The sequence below is a fragment of the Micromonospora acroterricola genome, from assembly GCF_003172955.1.
GTDB classification, from domain to species: domain Bacteria; phylum Actinomycetota; class Actinomycetes; order Mycobacteriales; family Micromonosporaceae; genus Micromonospora; species Micromonospora acroterricola.
Map to the genome: position 1 here is coordinate 1 of NZ_QGKR01000272.1, position 17342 is coordinate 17342.

Below are 17342 nucleotides of genomic sequence, written 5' to 3' on the forward strand. Positions count from 1 at the left end.
GTCCCATTTGTCGGCAATAACTTCATGATCAACGCGTCGGGTCGGGTCGGGTTGGGAGCCTGCCGGGGCCTCAGAGGGTTGGGAGGTCTCGGGTGTGGAAGGCGCGCAGGGCCAGGGCGATCAGGGCGGCCGTTACGGCGGCCAGGGCCAGCAGTGGGGTGGGGGTCCAGTCGGGGCGGAGGACCTGTGGGGTGTGGGTGAACGGCGAGAGGTCCAGCGCCCACTGGTCCAGCTCCAGCACCGCACCGAGCTGACCGAGCAGCAGGCAGCCGGCGAGGATCGCCCAGGCGCCCGCGGAGAACTTCGGTAGCCAGCCGACCAGCAGCGCCGCCAGCCCGGCCAGCACCCAGGCCGCCGGCACCTGGGCGAGGCCCGCGCCGAGCAGCCGGGGCAGCTCCCGGTTGACGTCGCCGACACTGAGGCCGTAGGCCAGGCCGGTGGCGAGCCCGGTCGCCGCCAGCACCACCGCCGGGCCGAGCAGCGCGAAGAGCAGGTGCGCGGCCAACCAGCGGGTTCGGCTCACCGTCGTGGCGAGCAGCGGCTCGGCCCGCCCGGCGGTCTCCTCCGCCCGCGCCCGCAGCGCGGCCTGGATCCCGTACCCGGCGGCGGCCAGCGCGGTCAGGCTCAACGTCCCACCGAGGTACGCCTCGGCGAGCGCGGAGCTGCCGCCGAGCCGGGCCAGGATCTCGGCGATCTGCTGGTTGCCCTGCACCGCGTCGCCGGCGGCGTCCGCCGCGCCGCCGAGCACCAGGCCGAGGAGCGCGAACCCGACGGTCCAGCCGAGCAACTGGCCGCGGTGCAGCCGCCAGGCCAGGCCGAACGGGCCCGCCAGCCGAGGACCGGCGACGGCCGGGCCGAGCCGGGGCGGGAACACTCCGGCCCCGAGGTCCCGACGGACCGAGACGGGGTACGCGACGAGCGCGATCACCGCGCTGAACAGCACCGGCAGCAGCAGCACCCACCAACGCTCGTCGGCGAACGCCCGGCCCCGGGCCGCCCAGCCCAGCGGGGACAACCAGCTCAGCCACTCCGCGCTCCCGCCGGTGCCGCCGGAGCCCCCGGCGTCACCGGCCAGCCGCAGCACGAACGCCAGCCCGAGCACACCCAGGCCGATCCCCCGCGCCCCGCCCGCGCTCTCGGTGAGCTGCGCGGCCAGTCCGCCGACCGTGGCGAAGGCGATGCCGGTGAGCGCCACCCCGGCCCCGAAGAGCACCGAGCCCGCTCCGGGCAGGCCGGCCGCGACCAGGCCGGCGGCGGTGAGCAGGCCGAGCAGCAGGTTCGCGGCGTACGTCACCAGCAGCGCGGCGGTCAGCCCGGCGTACCGGCCCAGCACGGTGGCGCCGAGCAGCTCTCGCCGGCCGGCCTCCTCCTCGGTACGGGTGTGCCGGACCACGGTGAGCACGCTGATCAGCGCGACGATCAACGCCAGCAGGCCGGCCCGCTGGACGGCGAGCGCACCCACACTGTGGCCGTACACCGGGCCGAGCAGGGCGACGATCGACGGGTTGCTCGCCGTGCCGGCCAGGTACGTGGCCCGCTCGGCGGCGGTCGGATACAGCTCGGCGTACGTGCCGGCGTAGCCGACCGGCAGCACGGCCAGCAGCAGGACCCAGATCGGGAGCACGACCCGGTCCCGGCGCAGGATCAGCCGCACGAGGTGCCGGGTGCCCGTGAACGCGCTCATGACCGCACCGCCGGCTCGGCCTGGTAGTGGCGCAGGAACAGCTCCTCCAGCGTGGGCGGCTGGCTGACCAGGCTGCGTACGCCGATCTCGGTGAGCCGGCGCAGCGCGGCGTCGAGCGCGGCGTTCTCCACGTCGAAGCGCACCCGGGCCCCGTCCACCCGCAGGTCGTGCACGCCGGCGAGCGCGCCCAGCCCGTCCACCGGGCCGGTCAGCTCGGCCTCGATGGAGGTGCGTCGCAGGTGGCGCAGCTCGGTCAGGGTGCCGGTCTCCACGTCCCGACCGTTGCGGATGATCGTCACCCGGTCGCAGAGTGCCTCCACCTCGGCGAGGATGTGGCTGGAGAGCAGCACGGTGCGACCGTCGGCCTTCGCGCGGCGGACCCAGTGCTGGAAGACCTCCTCCATGAGCGGGTCCAGGCCGGAGGTCGGCTCGTCCAGGATGAGGAGTTCGACGTCCGAGGCGAGGGCGGCCACCAGGCCGACCTTCTGCCGGTTGCCCTTGGAGTACGCGCGACCCTTCTTGCGCGGGTCCAGCTCGAAGGAGTCGAGCAGCTCGGCCCGGCGGGCCGGGTCGAGACCGCCGCGCATCCGGCCCAGCAGGTCGATGACCTCGCCGCCGGAGAGGTTGGGCCAGAGCGTCACGTCGCCCGGCACGTACGCGAGCCGGCGGTGCAGGGCCACCGCGTCGCGCCAGGGGTCACCACCGAGCAGTCGGACGGCCCCCGCGTCCGTCCGCAGCAGGCCGAGCAGCGCTCGGATGGTGGTCGATTTGCCGGCGCCGTTCGGGCCGAGGAAGCCGTGCACCTCGCCAGCACGGACGGTCAGGTCCAGACCGTCCAGTGCCCGGGTCCGGCCGAAGGTCTTGACCAGGCCGGAAACCTCAATGGGAGTTTCCATGTATCGGAAGCTACACTCGTTTCACAAAGTTGTGAAGACTGTGAGACCCGGGGCACCATCGGGGCCACGCGAGCAGGCAGGAGGAACCGCCATGGCAGCCGCCGAGAGCCACGACCCGGTGCACCTATTCGTCGAGCGCATGGCGTTGACCTTCGCCGAGGTCGGTTTCCCGCGGATGGCCGCCCGGGTGCTGTTCACCGTGATGAGCGCCGACGACCCGCTGACCGCCGCCGAGATCGGCGAGCGGCTGGGGGTGAGCGCGGCGGCGGTCAGCGGAGCCGTCCGCTACCTCACCCAGTTCGGCATGCTGATCCGCGAGCCGGTCCCCCGGTCCCGCCGGGACCGCTACCGGATGCCGGACAACCCCTGGTATGAGGCGACCATCACCAAGACGGCCCTCTACAAGACGTTCATCGACGCGGCCGACGCCGGAGTCGCCGCCCTCGACGGCCCGCAGACGCCGGCCGGCGAGCGGGTGGCCGAGATGCGCGACTTCTTCATCTTCGTCCAGGAGGAGATCGACTCGCTGGGCGAGCGCTGGCGGGCCCGGCGCGCCGCCACCGGCCACATCCGGCCCGGCGAGGCCTGAGCACACTCCTCCGTCAGGAGGTGTTGCCCCAGCGGGCCTGCTCGATCAGCTCCACCGCCCGGTCCCGGGCACCCGGCTCGTCCGAGCGGAGCAGGGTGGTCGCCTCGTCGACCGCGTCGGTGAGCCGCCGCCACTGCGTGTCGCGCTCCCGCACCAGATCCGACTGGGCGGCCAGCTGCCGGGTCTTCACCCACAGCTCGACGAACACCGACACCTTGGCCCGCAGCACCCACGGGTCGAACGGCTTGGTCAGGTAGTCCACCGCGCCCACCTGGTACCCGCGAAGGGCGAGCTGGGCATCCCGGTCGGCGGCGGTCAGGAAGATGATCGGCACGTGCCGGGTCCGCTCCCGCCGCTTGATGTGGCTGGCCGTCTCGAAGCCGTCCATGTCCGGCATCTGCGCGTCCAGCAGGATCACCGCGAAGTCGTCCACCAGCAACTGCTTGAGCGCCGCCTCGCCGCTCTCCACCGCCACCGACTGGACCGGCAGGCCCTGGAGGATCGCCTCCAGGGCCATCAGATTCTCCCGCCGGTCGTCCACGAGCAGCGCCTTGGCCATCTGGGTCACGAAGTCTCCTCGGTCCGGCTGCCGCTGATCCAGGACGACATCAGCTCGATCAGGTCGTCCAGGTCGACCGGCTTGGTGATGTAGTCGCTGCCCCCGGCCGCGAGCGCCGACTCGCGGTCGCCCGGCATCGCCTTCGCGGTCAGGAAGACGACCGGCAGGTCGGCGAACCGGTGGTTCCGGCGAATCTGGCGGGTGGTCTCGTACCCGTCCTGGTCCGGCATCATGGCGTCCATCAAGACGATGTCCACCTCCGGGTGCTCGGCCAGCAGGCGGACACCGTCCGCCCCGTTGTCCGAGTACAGCACGGTCATCCCGTGCAGTTCCAACGCGCTGGTCAGCGCGAAGACGTTTCGCACGTCGTCGTCCACGATCAGCACGGTGGAACCGTCGAGCTGACGGGTGGCCGGCGCCTCCGGCCGCTGCGGCAGCAGCTCCAGCGGCGGCATCAGCAGCGACGACGGCAGGCCGGCACGCTGCGGGGACGGCGGCTGGGGCGCGACCACCGCGTCCGGGGCCAGCACGTGCGGCACGAACAGGGTGAAGGTCGAACCCTGCCCGGGCGCCGACGACACCGTGATCGTGCCGCCGATCAGCCGAGCCAGGTCCCGGCTGATGGACAGGCCCAGACCGGTGCCGCCGTAACGGCGGCTGGTGGTCCCGTCCGCCTGCTGGAACGCCTCGAAGATGATCGACAGTTTGTCGTCGGAGATGCCGATCCCGGTGTCGATCACGGTGAACGCGATCACCTGCTGCGCGTTGGTCAACGCCGGCACGTCGAAGACCGCGTTCTCCGCCGCCGGGGCGATCCGCAGCGTCACCGCGCCGTTGTCGGTGAACTTCACCGCGTTGGAGAGCAGGTTGCGCAGGATCTGCTGCAACCGCTGCGCGTCGGTGACCAGGGCCGGCGGCAGGTCCTTGCTCACCCGTACCTGGAAGTCCAGGCCCTTCTCCTCGGCCTGCGGCGCGAACGCCTGCTCGACGTAGCCGCGGATCTCGGCAAAGCGGATCTCGGTCGGCTCGACGTCCATCCGACCCGCCTCGATCTTGGACAGGTCCAGGATGTCGTCGATCAGCGACAGCAGGTCCGAGCCGGCGCTGTGGATGGTCCGGGCGAACTCGATCTGCTTCGGGTTCAGGTTCTGCTCCGAGTTCTCGGCCAGCAACCGGGCCAGCAGCAGCAACGAGTTCAGCGGCGTCCGCAGCTCGTGGCTCATGTTGGCCAGGAACTCCGACTTGTACGCCGAGGCCCGCGTGAGCTGCTGCGCCTTCTCCTCCAGGCCGAGCCGGGCCAGCTCGATCTCCCGGTTCTTCGTCTCGATGTTGCCCTTCTGCTCGGAGAGCAGGGTGGCCTTCTCCTCCAGCTCGGCGTTGGTGCGCTGCAACTCCGCGGACTGCTCCTGGAGCTCGTGCGCCAGCCGCTGCGACTGGGCCAGCAGCTCCTCCGTACGCCGGTTGGCCTGGATGGTGTTGACCGCGATGCCGATGGTGAGCACCAGCCGCTCCAGGAACGACAGGTGCAGCTCGGAGAAGGCCGCCACGCTGGCGAACTCGATCACCCCGAGCAGCTCCCCCTCGAACAGCACGGGGAGCACCACCAGGTCGGACGGGGGCGTCTCGGCCAGGCCGGAGCGCAGCGTGAGCCGGCTGTTCGGTGCGGCGCTGACGCGGATCGTCCGGCGCGAGAGCGCGGTCTGCCCGACCAGCCCCTCGCCCGGCCCGAACGTGACGTCGTGCCCCCGCGCCACGTACCCGTAGGAGGAGGTCAACTTCAGCCGCATGCTGCCGTCGGCGTCGTCGGCCAGGAAGAAGGCGCCGAGCTGGGCGTCGACCAGCGGGGTGACCTCCGTCATGATCATGCGGCAGACCTCGCCCAGGTCCCGCTGGCCCTGCAACAGGCCGCCGATCCGGGCCAGGTTCGAGTCCAGCCAGCCCTGCTCGGCGTTCTTCTTGGTCGTCTCCCGGAGGGTGACGATCATCTGGTTGATGTTGTCCTTCAGCTCGGCGACCTCGCCCTGCGCCTTGACCGCGATCCGCTGGGTCAGGTCACCGCGGGTCACCGACGTGGACACCTGGGCGATGGCCCGCAGCTGGGTGGTCAGCGTCGAGGCGAGCTGGTTGACGTTCTCGGTGAGGTCGCGCCAGGTGCCGGAGACGCCCTTCACCTGCGCCTGACCGCCCAGCTTGCCCTCGATGCCGACCTCGCGGGCCACCCGGGTCACCTCGTCGGCGAACGACGAGAGCTGGTCGACCATCGTGTTGACCGTGGACTTCAGCTCCAGGATCTCACCCTGCGCGTCCACGGTGATCTTCTGGCTCAGGTCGCCCTTCGCCACCGCCGTGGTCACCGAGGCGATGTTGCGGACCTGGCCGGTGAGGTTCGACGCCATCGAGTTGACGTTGTCGGTGAGGTCGCGCCAGGTGCCGGAGACACCCTTCACCTGCGCCTGACCGCCCAGCTTGCCCTCGGTGCCCACCTCACGGGCCACCCGGGTCACCTCGTCGGCGAACGACGACAACTGGTCCACCATCGTGTTCACCGTGGACTTCAGCTCCAGGATCTCACCCCGGGCGTCCACGGTGATCTTCTGCGACAGGTCACCCTTCGCCACCGCCGTGGAGACCTGGGCGATGTTCCGCACCTGGGCGGTCAGGTTCGACGCCATCGAGTTGACGTTGTCGGTCAGGTCGCGCCAGGTGCCGGCGACCCCACGGACCTGGGCCTGGCCACCGAGCTTGCCCTCGGTGCCGACCTCGCGGGCCACCCGGGTCACCTCGTCGGCGAACGACGACAACTGGTCCACCATCGTGTTCACCGTGGACTTCAGCTCCAGGATCTCGCCCCGGGCGTCCACCGTGATCTTCTGCGACAGGTCACCCTTCGCCACTGCCGTGGTCACCGAGGCGATGTTGCGGACCTGACTGGTCAGGTTCGACGCCATCGAGTTCACGTTGTCGGTCAGGTCGCGCCAGGTGCCGGAGACACCCTTCACCTGCGCCTGACCGCCCAGGTTGCCCTCGGTGCCCACCTCGCGGGCCACCCGGGTCACCTCGTCGGCGAACGACGACAACTGGTCCACCATCGTGTTGACGGTGTTCTTCAGCTCCAGGATCTCGCCCTGGGCGTCCACGGTGATCTTCTGCGACAGGTCACCCTTCGCCACGGCGGTGGAGACCTGGGAGATGTTGCGGACCTGGCTGGTCAGGTTGCCGGCCAGCTGGTTGACGTTCTCGGTGAGGTCGCGCCAGGTGCCGGAGACCCCACGGACCTGGGCCTGGCCGCCCAGCTTGCCCTCGATGCCGACCTCGCGGGCCACCCGGGTCACCTCGTCGGCGAACGACGACAACTGGTCCACCATCGTGTTGACGGTGTCCTTCAGCTCCAGAATCTCGCCCTGCGCCGCCACCGTGATCTTCTGCGACAGGTCACCCCGCGCGACGGCCGTGGACACCTGGGCGATGTTGCGGACCTGGGCGGTCAGGTTCGACGCCATCGAGTTGACGCTGTCGGTGAGGTCCTTCCAGGTGCCGGCCACGTTCGGCACCTCGGCCTGGCCGCCCAGCTTGCCCTCGGTGCCCACCTCCCGGGCCACCCGGGTCACCTGCTCGGCGAAGAGCCGCAGCGTGTCGGTGAGGTAGTTGATGGTATGCGCCAGCTCGGCGACCTCGCCCTTGGCCGACACGGTGATCTTCTGCGACAGGTCGCCCTTCGCCACCGCGGTGGACACCTGGGAGATCGACCGCACCTGGTAGGTGAGGTTCGAGGCCATGGTGTTGACCGAGTCGGTGAGGTCCTTCCAGGTGCCCGCGACGCCCCGGACGTCGGCCTGGCCGCCCAGCTTGCCCTCGGTGCCCACCTCGCGGGCCACCCGGGTCACCTCGTTCGAGAACGACGAGAGCTGGTCGACCATCGTGTTCACCGTGCGCCCGATGCGCAGGTACTCACCGCGCAGCGGCCGGCCGTCGATCTCCAGCGCCATCTGCTGGGACAGATCGCCGTCCGCGACCGCCACGATGACGCGGGCGATCTCGGTGGTCGGTCGGCCCAGGTCGTCGATCAGCGAGTTGATCGCCCGCTGCCCCTCCGCCCACGAGCCGTCCAGCCCCTCGTCGTCGAGCCGCTCCGTGAGCCGGCCGTCCCGACCGACGATCCGGCTGATCCGCCGCAGGTCCAGGTACTGCCGCTCCTGAAGCGAGACCACCTCGTTGAAGGCGTCCGCCACCTCGCCGCCCGCACCGGCCCGGCGCGGTAGCCGGACCTTCAGGTCGCCGTGACGGACCCGTCGCAGCGCCTCGGTCAACTCACCGAGGAGCGCCTCGTGGTCGGACGCGGACGGATCCGCCACCGACTGCTTCGCCGTGGTCATCATTCCTCGCTCAACTCGGGGACGCCGGTCCGTGCGGACACGCCGGCACCCCATATTGTGCCCGCGCGCCGCGCAGTGCCAGGGTTCGCGACCCGCCGGTCTGCCCCGTTCGGCCCGGCGATCCGCTCGATGGGGCCTGATCCGACACGAGCGGGCGGACACCTCGCCCGGGTGCCGGACCACGCCGGACCGTGCCTATGGCCGCAACCGGGCGAAGAGTTCAGCCGTACGGGCGGACGTGCCCGCCGCGCGATGGTCGATCGGCTTGGCACCCGGTGGGGGGACGGTGGAGGATACGGGGGTGTCAGCCGAGGCGGGGCCCGCGACGGCCGGGGCCCGGAACGGGGCGGTCCGGCGTGTCCGCCTGCCCGCCGACCGCCGTACGCCCGCCGCCGCGCGCGCCGTCGTCCGCTCGGTGCTGACCGAGGCGCACCTGGACGAACTGGCCAACGAGGCGCTGCTGCTCACCACGGAGCTGACCACCAACGCCGTCGAGCACGCCCAGACCGAGCTGGACATCGAGGTCGTCGCGGACGAGATCGGGCTGTCCGTGACCGTCTCCGACTTCGCGCCCGGATCGGGCGACGAGCTGACCGTCGGCGCCCGCAACGACGCCACCGAGATCAACGAGGTCTCCGAGCGGGGTCGGGGTCTGCTGCTGGTCGACCACTTCGCCAGCCGCTGGGGCACCACGTACCTGCCCACCGGGAAGGGCGTCTGGTTCCGGCTGGACCGCCCGGGAGCCGACCCGCCGGCCGGCGTCACCACCGGCCGCGAGTCGACGCCGGCCAGCGCCGGCCCTGGCACCGGAGGCGACAGCTCCGCGCCGAGCGCCAGCGCGATGAGCGAACTCATGCAGACCGCCCCCGACATGTACGCGGACGATCCGCTGCCCGACTTCGCCACCAGCCTGCTCAGCCGGGTCGCCGAGATGGTCGGCGCGGCCGGCGGCATGATCCGCCTGGACCGGGGCGACGGGCAGGGCCGCCAGGTGTTGGCCCGCTTCGGCCGGCAGCCCCGCGCCGACAGCGAACTGCTCCGGGTGCCCCTGTCGGTGCACCGCCCGTACGCGGGCGAGCTGGAGCTGGACGCCGCGCCGTCCGCGTACGCCCAGCCGCTGGCGGTCCTCACCGCCGAGCGGCTGTCGCTGCACCTGGAGAACGACCGGCTGCGCCGGGCCGACGTCCGCCGGCAGGCGTGGCTGACGTTCCTGGCCGAGGCGAGCGAACTGCTCGCCCAGTCGCTGGACGTCGAGCTGACCATGGCGTTGATCCCGCAGCTGGTGGTGCCGCGACTCGGTCAGTGGTGCGCGGTGCACACCACCGACGAGTGGGGCCGGCTGCGGCTGGCCGCGGCGAGTCACGCCGACGAGTCGGTGCTGCCGCAGCTGCACAAGGTGCTGGCGGAGACCGGCCCCGACTCGATCCAGGCCCGCCTGCGGGAGGCGTCCCGCAGCGCGGCGCAGATCCCGCTGGGCGGCCCGATGGAGGGCTTCGCGGTTCCGTTGATCGCACGCGGGCAGCGGCTCGGCACCCTGGCGGTGGGGCGGCACCAGCGGCACCGGCACGACCCGGACGAGGTGGGCGTGCTGGAGGACGTGGCCCGCCGCGCGGCGCTGGCCATCGAGAACGCCCGGATCCACGCCGAGCGCCGCCGCGTGGCGCAGACGCTCCAGCAGTCCCTGCTGCCGCCGGTGCTGCCGCTGGTGGACGGGATCGGCTTCGCCGCCGAGTACGTCCCGACCGGCGACGACGCGGAGGTGGGCGGCGACTTCTACGACGTGGTGCCGCTGCCCGACGGCCGCTGGTTGGTGGTGATCGGCGACGTCTCGGGCAAGGGCGTCCAGGCGGCCGCGGTGACCGGGCTGGTCCGGGACGTGATCCGGGTGCTGGTCGGCGACGGCAAGCCGCTGCCGGAGGCGCTGGCCCGGCTGAACGAGACGCTGGTCGAGCGGGGCGGCGGCCGGTACTGCACGCTGGCCCTGGCGGCGGTCGGGCCGGGCGACGGAGACCGGCTGGACGTCTCGCTGCACCTGGCCGGGCACGACCGGCCGGTGCTGCTGGCCGGCACGGGCGGCGCCGGGTTCGTCGGCAGCGGCGGCACCGCGCTGGGCCTGCTGGACACGATCACCTCGCCGACGGCGGAGATCGCCCTCGCCCCGGGAGACTCCCTGATCTTCTACACGGACGGGGTCACCGAGCGGCGGCGCGGCCGGGAGCTGTTCGGCACCGACCGGCTGCGCGACGCGGCGGCGCCCCTGGCCGGGTACTCGGCGGACGTGGTGGCCGCCCGGCTGCGCGCCGCCGCGATCAACTTCTCGGTCGAGCCGCCCCGGGACGACATCGCCATCCTGGTGCTCCGCAACGACGCGGTCTGACCGCGGGCGGCCCCGAGGCGCCCCGGACGCTGCTGCTGGCCGGCGCGGCTGGCACGGTGCTGGTGGCCCGTTCACCCGCCGCTGCGGGACATGCGCCGGTGGTGGCTGGACTGACCGCCGGAGACAACGGCTGACCGCGCCCGGTCACAGGCCGCCGGGCAGGCGACCGGGGGCGAGACGGTGCTGCGGATCGAGATGCTCCTTGGCGGCCCGCAGTCGGGCCAGGCCGGCAAGCTCACCCCACAGGTCGACGGCCTGCCGGACCGCGGCGGGGGCGGAGACGACGACGCAGCGGCCCTGCCGGGCCAGCAGCACTCCCCGGACGGCGGCCAGGATGGACGCCACCCGGTCGGGGGTCAGCGCGCCGGGCAGCGCCGCGTGCACCACGCCCAGCCCGGCGGAGCCGCGCACCGGCACCGGTGCGCCGGCCGCGTCGCGCAGCGCGTAGACCGCGGCGTGCAGGTCGCTGATCGGCACCTCCAGGCGCAGGGCCGTGTCGCCGGGGGCGAACGGGTAGCGGCGCCACCACGGCGGCGCGGAGTGCGCGATCGTCGCCTCCCCGTGCAACAGGCCGACCAGGCGCTCGGCGCGCTCCGTGACGTCGGCCCGGCCGCCCTCGAGCAGCACCACGAGGCTCCCCGCCCGGGACGGGGCGCCCGCTCGCCCGGACATCGACGGGTGGCGCTCCCGCGCGGTGGCGGCCGGGTGGCCGGGCGGGTACGGCGTGCGCGGCCGGGGCGTCCCGCCCGGCAGGTCCAGCTCGATGGCCGCCGGGTCCAGCCGGGCGGCGAGGATCGTCCGGACCAGGTCGTGCACCTCCAGCGGTGTCCACACCGGCCGGGACACCCAGAGTCGGCTGGCCGGCGCCGGCTGCACCCGCAGGCTCGCCGAGACCAGCACGCCGAGCGCGCCCTGCGATCCGCAGAGCAGCCGGGCCAGGTCGAGCCCGGGCGCTCCGCCGCCGGCGCTGACCAGCTCGCCGTCCGCGCCGAGATAGCGGACGCCGAGGAGCTGGTCGCACGGGCTGCCGTGGCGGTGCCGCAGCGGGCCGGCCTCACCGGCAGCGAGCACCCCACCCAGGGTCGCCCCCGGTGACGGGGCGTCCATCGCCAACCGCTGCCCGGTGCGCTCCAGAGTGGCCTGCACCGCCCGCAGCGGGGTGCCGGCGCCGACGTCGGCGACCGGCGCGCCGACCGACTCGTGACCGATGCCGGCCAGCCGACCGGTGTCGAGCATGATGTCGACCTGCACCGGCGCGGCGCCCCAGTCGATCTTGGTGCCGGCGCCCCGGGGCACCACCGCCAGGTCGTGCGTGGCAGCCAGCCGCAACACCTCGGCCGCGGCGTGCGGACCACCCGGCACCGCCACCCACCGCGCCGGCCGCCCGGCCACCTCGTCGGCCGGACCGGCGAGCCGGGCGAACGGCGGACCGCAGATCGCCGTCAGTCGTCGGGTGATCTCGAGGGCTCGGGACCGGCCGAGGGAACTCGCTGCTGCAGCCATGCCGGCAATCGTACATGTGTTCGAATGGCGTGGTGGCGGATATCGGGATGCCGCTGGTCCGGCGCGCGGAGCGGGCCGGCCGGTAACGTGGCGCCGTGACCACCGAGACTGCCCCGCCCGCGGCGAAGCGGGTGCCCGCCGAGCGCACCCACCACGGCGACACCGTCATCGACGAGTACTCCTGGCTCGCCGTCAAGGACGACCCGGAGACGATCGCCTACCTGACCGCCGAGAACGCGTACACCGAGGAGCGCACGGCGCACCTGGCCGCGCTGCGCACGGAGCTGTTCGAGGAGACCCGGCAGCGCACCAGGGAGACCGACCTGTCCGTGCCGGCCCGCAAGGGCGGGCACTGGTACTACACGCGGACGGTGGAGGGCCAGCAGTACGGGGTGCACTGCCGGCGCGCGGTCCGCGACGCCGAGACCGAGCCGCCGGTCAGCGCGGACGGCGCCCCGCTCGACGGCGAGGAGGTGCTGCTCGACGGCAACCTGCTGGCCGAGGGGCACGACTTCTTCTCGCTGGGCGCGTTCGACGTCAGCCCGGACGGGCGCTGGCTGGCCTACTCCACCGACTTCTCCGGCGACGAGCGGTTCACCCTGCGGGTGAAGGACCTGACCACCGGCGAGCTGCTGCCCGACGAGGTCCCGGACACCTTCTACGGCACCGCCTGGTCGGCGGACGCCTCGGTGCTGTTCTACGTGACGGTCGACGACGCCTGGCGACCGAACCGGGTCTGGCGGCACACCATCGGCTCGGCCGCCGCCGACGACGTGGTGGTCCACCAGGAGGACGACGAGCGGTTCTGGGTGGGCGTGGAGCTGACCCGGTCGGAGAAGTTCGTCCTGATCGACGTCCACAGCAAGGTCACCAGCGAGGTGCTGGTCATCCCGGCCAACAATCCGACCGGCGCGCCGGCCGTGATCGCGCCCCGCCGGCAGGGCGTCGAGTACACGGTGGAGCACCACGGCCACCGCTTCCTGATCCTGCACAACGACGGCGCGGAGGACTTCGCGCTGGCGTTCACCTCGGCGGACACGCCGGGCGACTGGGTGCCGCTGATCGAGCACAGCCCCGGCACCCGGCTGGAGGCGGTGGACGCCTTCGCGAACCACCTGGTGGTGTCGCTGCGCACCGAGGGGCTCACCGGGCTGCGGGTGCTGCCGGTCGGCGGCGGCGACGAGCACGACATCGACTTCCCGGAGCCGCTGTACAGCGTCGGGTTGGACGCCAACCCCGAGTACCGCACCGGGCAGGTCCGGCTGCGCTACTCCTCGCTGGTCACCCCCGACTCCGTGTACGACTACGACATGGTCACCCGGCAGATGGTGCTGCGCCGGCAGAAGCCGGTGCTGCCCGGGCCGGACGGGCGGCCGTACGACCCGGCCGAGTACGAGCAGCACCGCGACTGGGCGCTCGCCGACGACGGCACCCGGGTGCCGATCTCGCTGGTCTGCCGCGTCGGCACGCCCCGGGACGGCTCGGCCCCCTGCGAGCTGTACGGCTACGGCTCGTACGAGGCCAGCATGGACCCGTGGTTCTCGGTGGCCCGACTGTCGCTGCTGGACCGGGGTGTGGTCTTCGCGGTGGCGCACACCCGGGGCGGTGGCGAGCTGGGCCGGCGCTGGTACGACCAGGGCAAGCTGCTGGCCAAGAAGAACACCTTCACCGACTTCGTCGCCTGCGCCCGCCACCTGGTCAAGGCCGGCTGGACGGCCAGCGACCGGTTGGTCGCCCGGGGCGCCTCGGCCGGCGGCCTGCTGATGGGCGCGGTAGCCAACCTCGCCCCGGACGCGTTCGCCGGGATCGTCGCGCAGGTGCCGTTCGTGGACGCGCTCACCTCGATCCTCGACCCGTCGCTGCCGCTGACCGTCACCGAGTGGGAGGAGTGGGGCAACCCGCTGGAGGACCCCGAGGTGTACGCGTACATGAAGTCCTACACGCCGTACGAGAACGTGGCGCCGGTGGACTACCCGGCGATCCTCGCGGTGACCAGCCTCAACGACACCCGGGTGCTCTACTCCGAGCCGGCGAAGTGGATCGCCCGGCTCCGCGCGGTCGCCCCGGGCGGCGACTACCTGCTCAAGACCGAGATGGGCGCCGGGCACGGTGGTCCGAGCGGCCGCTACGACGCCTGGCGCGAGGAGGCGTTCATCAACGCCTGGATCCTGGACCGCCTCGGCCACGCCTGACGGGTACCGGCGTCCGCGCGCCAGCAAGATCGCACTACAACACGGATGTAGTGGCCTCGACGGACGGTCGAGGCCACTACTTCCTGGTTCCTGCCCGGGTCACGCGGCCGCTCGCTCGCCACGGGCGGCCTAGGATTTCGGGATGAGCGACGAGGCCGGGGAACGGGACGGGTCGGGAACCGGCACGCCGCCGGGCGCTGCCCGGCGCCCGTCCGCCTGGCTGATCCTGGCGGTCGTGGCCGCCGCCCTGCTGGTCTGCTGCTGCTCCGCCGCCGTCGGCCTGCTCATCTCCTGGTCCGCCGGCCTCTTCCACAACCCGACCTGACCGGCCGCGCCGTGGCGCCACCGATGGCGGGCTCAGGTCGTCCGCAGCTCCTCCACCGCCGTGCTGACCCGCAGGAAGAGCAGGCCGACGCCGACCGTCACCAGCACCGCCGCCAACGCGCCGGCGCCGAGCCAGGCCAACTGCTCCAGCGGCACCTCCAGAGCCCGCTCGACCGGCGGCGTCTGCACGAGGCGGGTGTACTGCTCGCGGGTGGCCGGATCATCGCAGAGGGATGCCCCGGCGTCGCAGACCTCCATCGACGACCCGCCCGCCGTCACCCGTCCGAACAGGCCCCGGCCCAGCAGTGTCCCCACGGTCAGGGCGAGCAGGATCGCCGGCACCGCGGGGGCCAGCGCCTGCCAGGCCACGGAACGGCTCAGGGCGGCGCGGGGCACCCCGGTGGCGACCAGTGCGGCGTAGGCGCGGCGGCGGGCGACGATCCCCTCGACCAGCGCGACGATCAACCCGCCCGCCGCGATCAGCACGGCCACCGCGACCGCCGCGTCGACCAGATCCATGGTGGACAGGTAGAACGGGTCCGCGCCCGAGTCCACGCCGACGAGTCGGTTCTGCTCCCGGTCCAGCTCGTCCTGGGCGGTGAAGTAGGCGCGCTGGCCGGCGGCTCCGGCGCCGAAGATCACGGCGGCCAGCAGCGCGGCGAACGTCCGGCTGCCCGCCCAGGGATCGGCCATCAGTCGACCCGCGGCGAGCAGCGCCGGGGGACGGCGGGCGTGCCGGCGCAACAGCCGACCGCAGGTGTACGAGATCCAACCGGTGCCGATCACCACCCCGATCATCGCCGCGAGGCCCCCCGCCAGGAGCAGCAGCGGCACCAGCCGGACCAGCATCTGGTCGTTGCCGTCGAGTTGGTACAGCACCGGACGGACCGCCGCGAAGGAGACCAGGCCCAGCCCGATCAACAGCCCCGCCCAGGGGCGCGGACCACGCTCCCGGGCGGCCTTGCGGCTCACCCCGAGCGGGCTGGTGGTGACCGTGCGCAGCATCAGGGCGGTGGCCAGCGCCGCGATCACCGGTAGACCCAGCACCACCGCGGCCAGGGCGCCGGTCGACGGCAGCACGTCGGTGGGCAGGGCCAGCCGGCCCTGTTCGTCCGGCCGGTGCAGCAACTCCCGGCCGCCCAGGTAGGCGCCGAGGCCGACGAGCGTGCCGAGCAGGCCGGCCAGGCCGGTCTCCAGCATCACCAGCCTGGTGACCTGGCCGGGGGTGGTGCCAGCGAGTCGGAGCGCGGCCAGCCGGCGGTCCCGGCTGGGCGCGCCGAGCCGGGCGCACTGGCCGGCCAACGCCAACACCGGGATGGTCAGCATCAGCAGCGCGAACGCCGTCCCGCCACGCAACCCCGGCTCGACGAGCAGCCCGCTGCGGTACTGCTCCGACCAGCGGTTGGCGTTGCCGTCGGTCGCCGCTGGAGTCGGGATGGCCAGCACGGTGAGCGCCGCCAGCCCCGCCAGGGTCGCCAGCAGGGCGCTGAGCGCGGTGAGCACCACCCGGGCGGTGTCGGTGCGGGTGCCGGCGAGCGCGAGCCGGACCAGCGTCGCCGGCCTCACCGGGTGCCGCCGGCCAGCGGCGCGTCGAGCCCCAGGCCGGTGTGGTCCACCAGGCCGTCGCGCAGCACGATCTCCCGATCGGCGTACGCGGCGATCCGCGGCTCGTGGGTGACCAGCACGACAGCGGTGCGTTGCTCGCGGGCGAGCCGGACCAGCTGGGTGAGCACCTGTTCACCCGTGAGCGTGTCCAGCGCGCCGGTCGGCTCGTCCGCGAAGAGCACCCGAGGCTCGGTGACCAGGGCCCGAGCGGTCGCGCAGCGCTGCTGCTGCCCGCCGGACATCTCGCCGGGCCGCAGGTCGGCCAGCTCGGCCACCCCGAACCGCTCCAGCCAGGTGAGCGCCGCCGTCCGTGCCTCTCGCCGCCCCGTGCCGGCGAGGAGCAGGGGCAGCGCGACGTTCTCCGCCGCCGTCAGCTCGGCCACCAGCTGGCCGAACTGGAACAACACACCGAACTCGGTGCGCCGCAGCCGGGACCGGGCCGCCTCCGACCAGGTGTCGATCCGATGACCGCGCCAGGTGACCTCACCGGCGTCCGGCCGGAGAATGCCGGCCAGACAGTGCAGCAGGGTCGACTTGCCGCAGCCGCTCGGACCGGTGACGGCGACGATCTCGCCCTCGGACACGTCGAGCGTCACGCCGCGTAGCGCGGGTGTCGGGCCGTACGCCCGAACCACGCCGCGAGCCTGGAGTTGCGTCACGCGTGCACCTCCCGGTGCCAGTCGGCGACCCGGTCCAGCGTGGTGTGCAGCCACCGCAGGTCCGCGTCGAGGTGGGCGATCGCGAAGTCCGCCGCGACCACATCGCTGAGGGCGGCGGCCGAATCAGCCTTGGCCGCGGTCAACTCGCGCAGCCGCGCGGTGTGCGCGCCGCGCTGGGCGATCAGGTAGGACCGGGCCCGTTCGGCGTCGGCGACCAGCAGCGCCACGACGACCTTGGCGAAGAGCGTGCTGGCCACGTACGGCATCGGTGGCTCCACCGTGGACAGCCAGAGGTCCAGCGCGGCCCGGCCCTCGCCGGTCAGCGCGTACGCCGTGCGGTCCGGCCCGGCCGCCCGGTCCTGGCCGGTGGCGGCCACCAGGCCGTCGCGTTGCAGCCGACCGAGGGTGGCGTAGACCTGCCCGAAGGCCAGGGGCCGAGCCCGGGGCAGCCGCTCGTCATGCGCACGCTTGAGCTCGTAACCGTGCCGGCTGCCACCGGCGAGCAGCCCGAGCAGAACATGCGGCGTCGACACGCCCCCCACTATTCACTCAGCGAATACCCGTGTCAACCACCACCCCAC

The 17342-nt window shown here is 73.0% G+C and carries 12 protein-coding genes; 4 read left to right on the plus strand and 8 right to left on the minus strand.

All coding sequences use genetic code 11. From position 1 onward, the window contains the following. Positions 1 to 70: 70 nt before the first annotated feature. Together DKT68_RS23765 and DKT68_RS23770 are read right to left on the minus strand one after the other, a co-directional pair. Positions 71 to 1684, minus strand: coding sequence for an ABC transporter permease (locus DKT68_RS23765; protein ID WP_109819613.1), 1614 nt, complete (start codon positions 1682 to 1684; stop codon positions 71 to 73). Then, the gene (locus tag DKT68_RS23770; RefSeq protein WP_109819614.1) at positions 1681 to 2580 is read right to left on the minus strand and encodes an ABC transporter ATP-binding protein; all 900 of its coding nucleotides are present in this window, start codon (positions 2578 to 2580) and stop codon (positions 1681 to 1683) included. The genes DKT68_RS23765 and DKT68_RS23770 overlap by 4 nt, the downstream gene beginning before the upstream one ends. A 91-nt stretch (positions 2581 to 2671) precedes the next feature. Between DKT68_RS23770 and DKT68_RS23775 the strand changes: the two genes are divergently transcribed. Further along, positions 2672 to 3169 carry a GbsR/MarR family transcriptional regulator gene (locus DKT68_RS23775; RefSeq protein ID WP_109819615.1) on the plus strand — a complete coding sequence of 166 codons (498 nt, stop codon included), beginning with the start codon at positions 2672 to 2674 and terminating at the stop codon, positions 3167 to 3169. Positions 3170 to 3182: 13 nt separating this feature from the next. On the opposite strand, the gene DKT68_RS23780 is transcribed toward DKT68_RS23775, so the two are convergent. After that, on the minus strand, positions 3183 to 3737 hold the full coding sequence (locus DKT68_RS23780; protein ID WP_109819616.1) for a response regulator: 555 nt from the start codon (positions 3735 to 3737) through the stop codon (positions 3183 to 3185). Further along, entirely contained in the window at positions 3734 to 8101 is a 4368-nt protein-coding gene (locus tag DKT68_RS23785) for a HAMP domain-containing protein (protein ID WP_109819624.1), read from the minus strand. Before DKT68_RS23785 ends, DKT68_RS23780 begins: the two co-directional genes overlap by 4 nt. A 301-nt stretch (positions 8102 to 8402) precedes the next feature. On the opposite strand from DKT68_RS23785, the gene DKT68_RS23790 reads away from it, so the two are divergent. Next, positions 8403 to 10478: a SpoIIE family protein phosphatase gene (locus DKT68_RS23790; RefSeq protein WP_109819617.1), complete on the plus strand. Its 2076-nt coding sequence runs from the start codon at positions 8403 to 8405 to the stop codon at positions 10476 to 10478. 144 nt (positions 10479 to 10622) lie between these two features. Here the strand turns inward: DKT68_RS23790 and DKT68_RS23795 are convergent, their stop codons facing one another. Continuing rightward, complete coding sequence (locus tag DKT68_RS23795; RefSeq protein WP_109819618.1) at positions 10623 to 11981, minus strand: FAD-binding oxidoreductase; 1359 nt, start codon at positions 11979 to 11981, stop codon at positions 10623 to 10625. Positions 11982 to 12076: 95 nt separating this feature from the next. Between DKT68_RS23795 and DKT68_RS23800 the strand changes: the two genes are divergently transcribed. Together DKT68_RS23800 and DKT68_RS23805 are read left to right on the plus strand one after the other, a co-directional pair. Continuing rightward, on the plus strand, positions 12077 to 14173 hold the full coding sequence (locus tag DKT68_RS23800) for a S9 family peptidase (RefSeq protein WP_109819619.1): 2097 nt from the start codon (positions 12077 to 12079) through the stop codon (positions 14171 to 14173). Positions 14174 to 14315: 142 nt separating this feature from the next. Continuing rightward, complete coding sequence (locus DKT68_RS23805; RefSeq protein WP_109819620.1) at positions 14316 to 14498, plus strand: hypothetical protein; 183 nt, start codon at positions 14316 to 14318, stop codon at positions 14496 to 14498. A gap of 32 nt (positions 14499 to 14530) precedes the next feature. On the opposite strand, the gene DKT68_RS23810 is transcribed toward DKT68_RS23805, so the two are convergent. The 3 genes from DKT68_RS23810 to DKT68_RS23820 are packed head-to-tail and all read right to left on the minus strand — an operon-like array spanning position 14531 to position 17294. Then, positions 14531 to 16063 (minus strand): FtsX-like permease family protein, encoded by a 1533-nt coding sequence (locus DKT68_RS23810; RefSeq protein WP_109819621.1) that lies wholly within the window; start codon positions 16061 to 16063, stop codon positions 14531 to 14533. After that, a complete protein-coding gene (locus DKT68_RS23815) occupies positions 16060 to 16761 on the minus strand; it encodes an ABC transporter ATP-binding protein (RefSeq protein ID WP_109819622.1) in 702 nt (233 codons plus the stop codon). Before DKT68_RS23815 ends, DKT68_RS23810 begins: the two co-directional genes overlap by 4 nt. Beyond that, positions 16758 to 17294, minus strand: a complete 537-nt coding sequence (locus tag DKT68_RS23820) for a PadR family transcriptional regulator (RefSeq protein WP_109819623.1) — start codon at positions 17292 to 17294, stop codon at positions 16758 to 16760. The genes DKT68_RS23815 and DKT68_RS23820 overlap by 4 nt, the downstream gene beginning before the upstream one ends. Positions 17295 to 17342 lie beyond the last annotated feature (48 nt).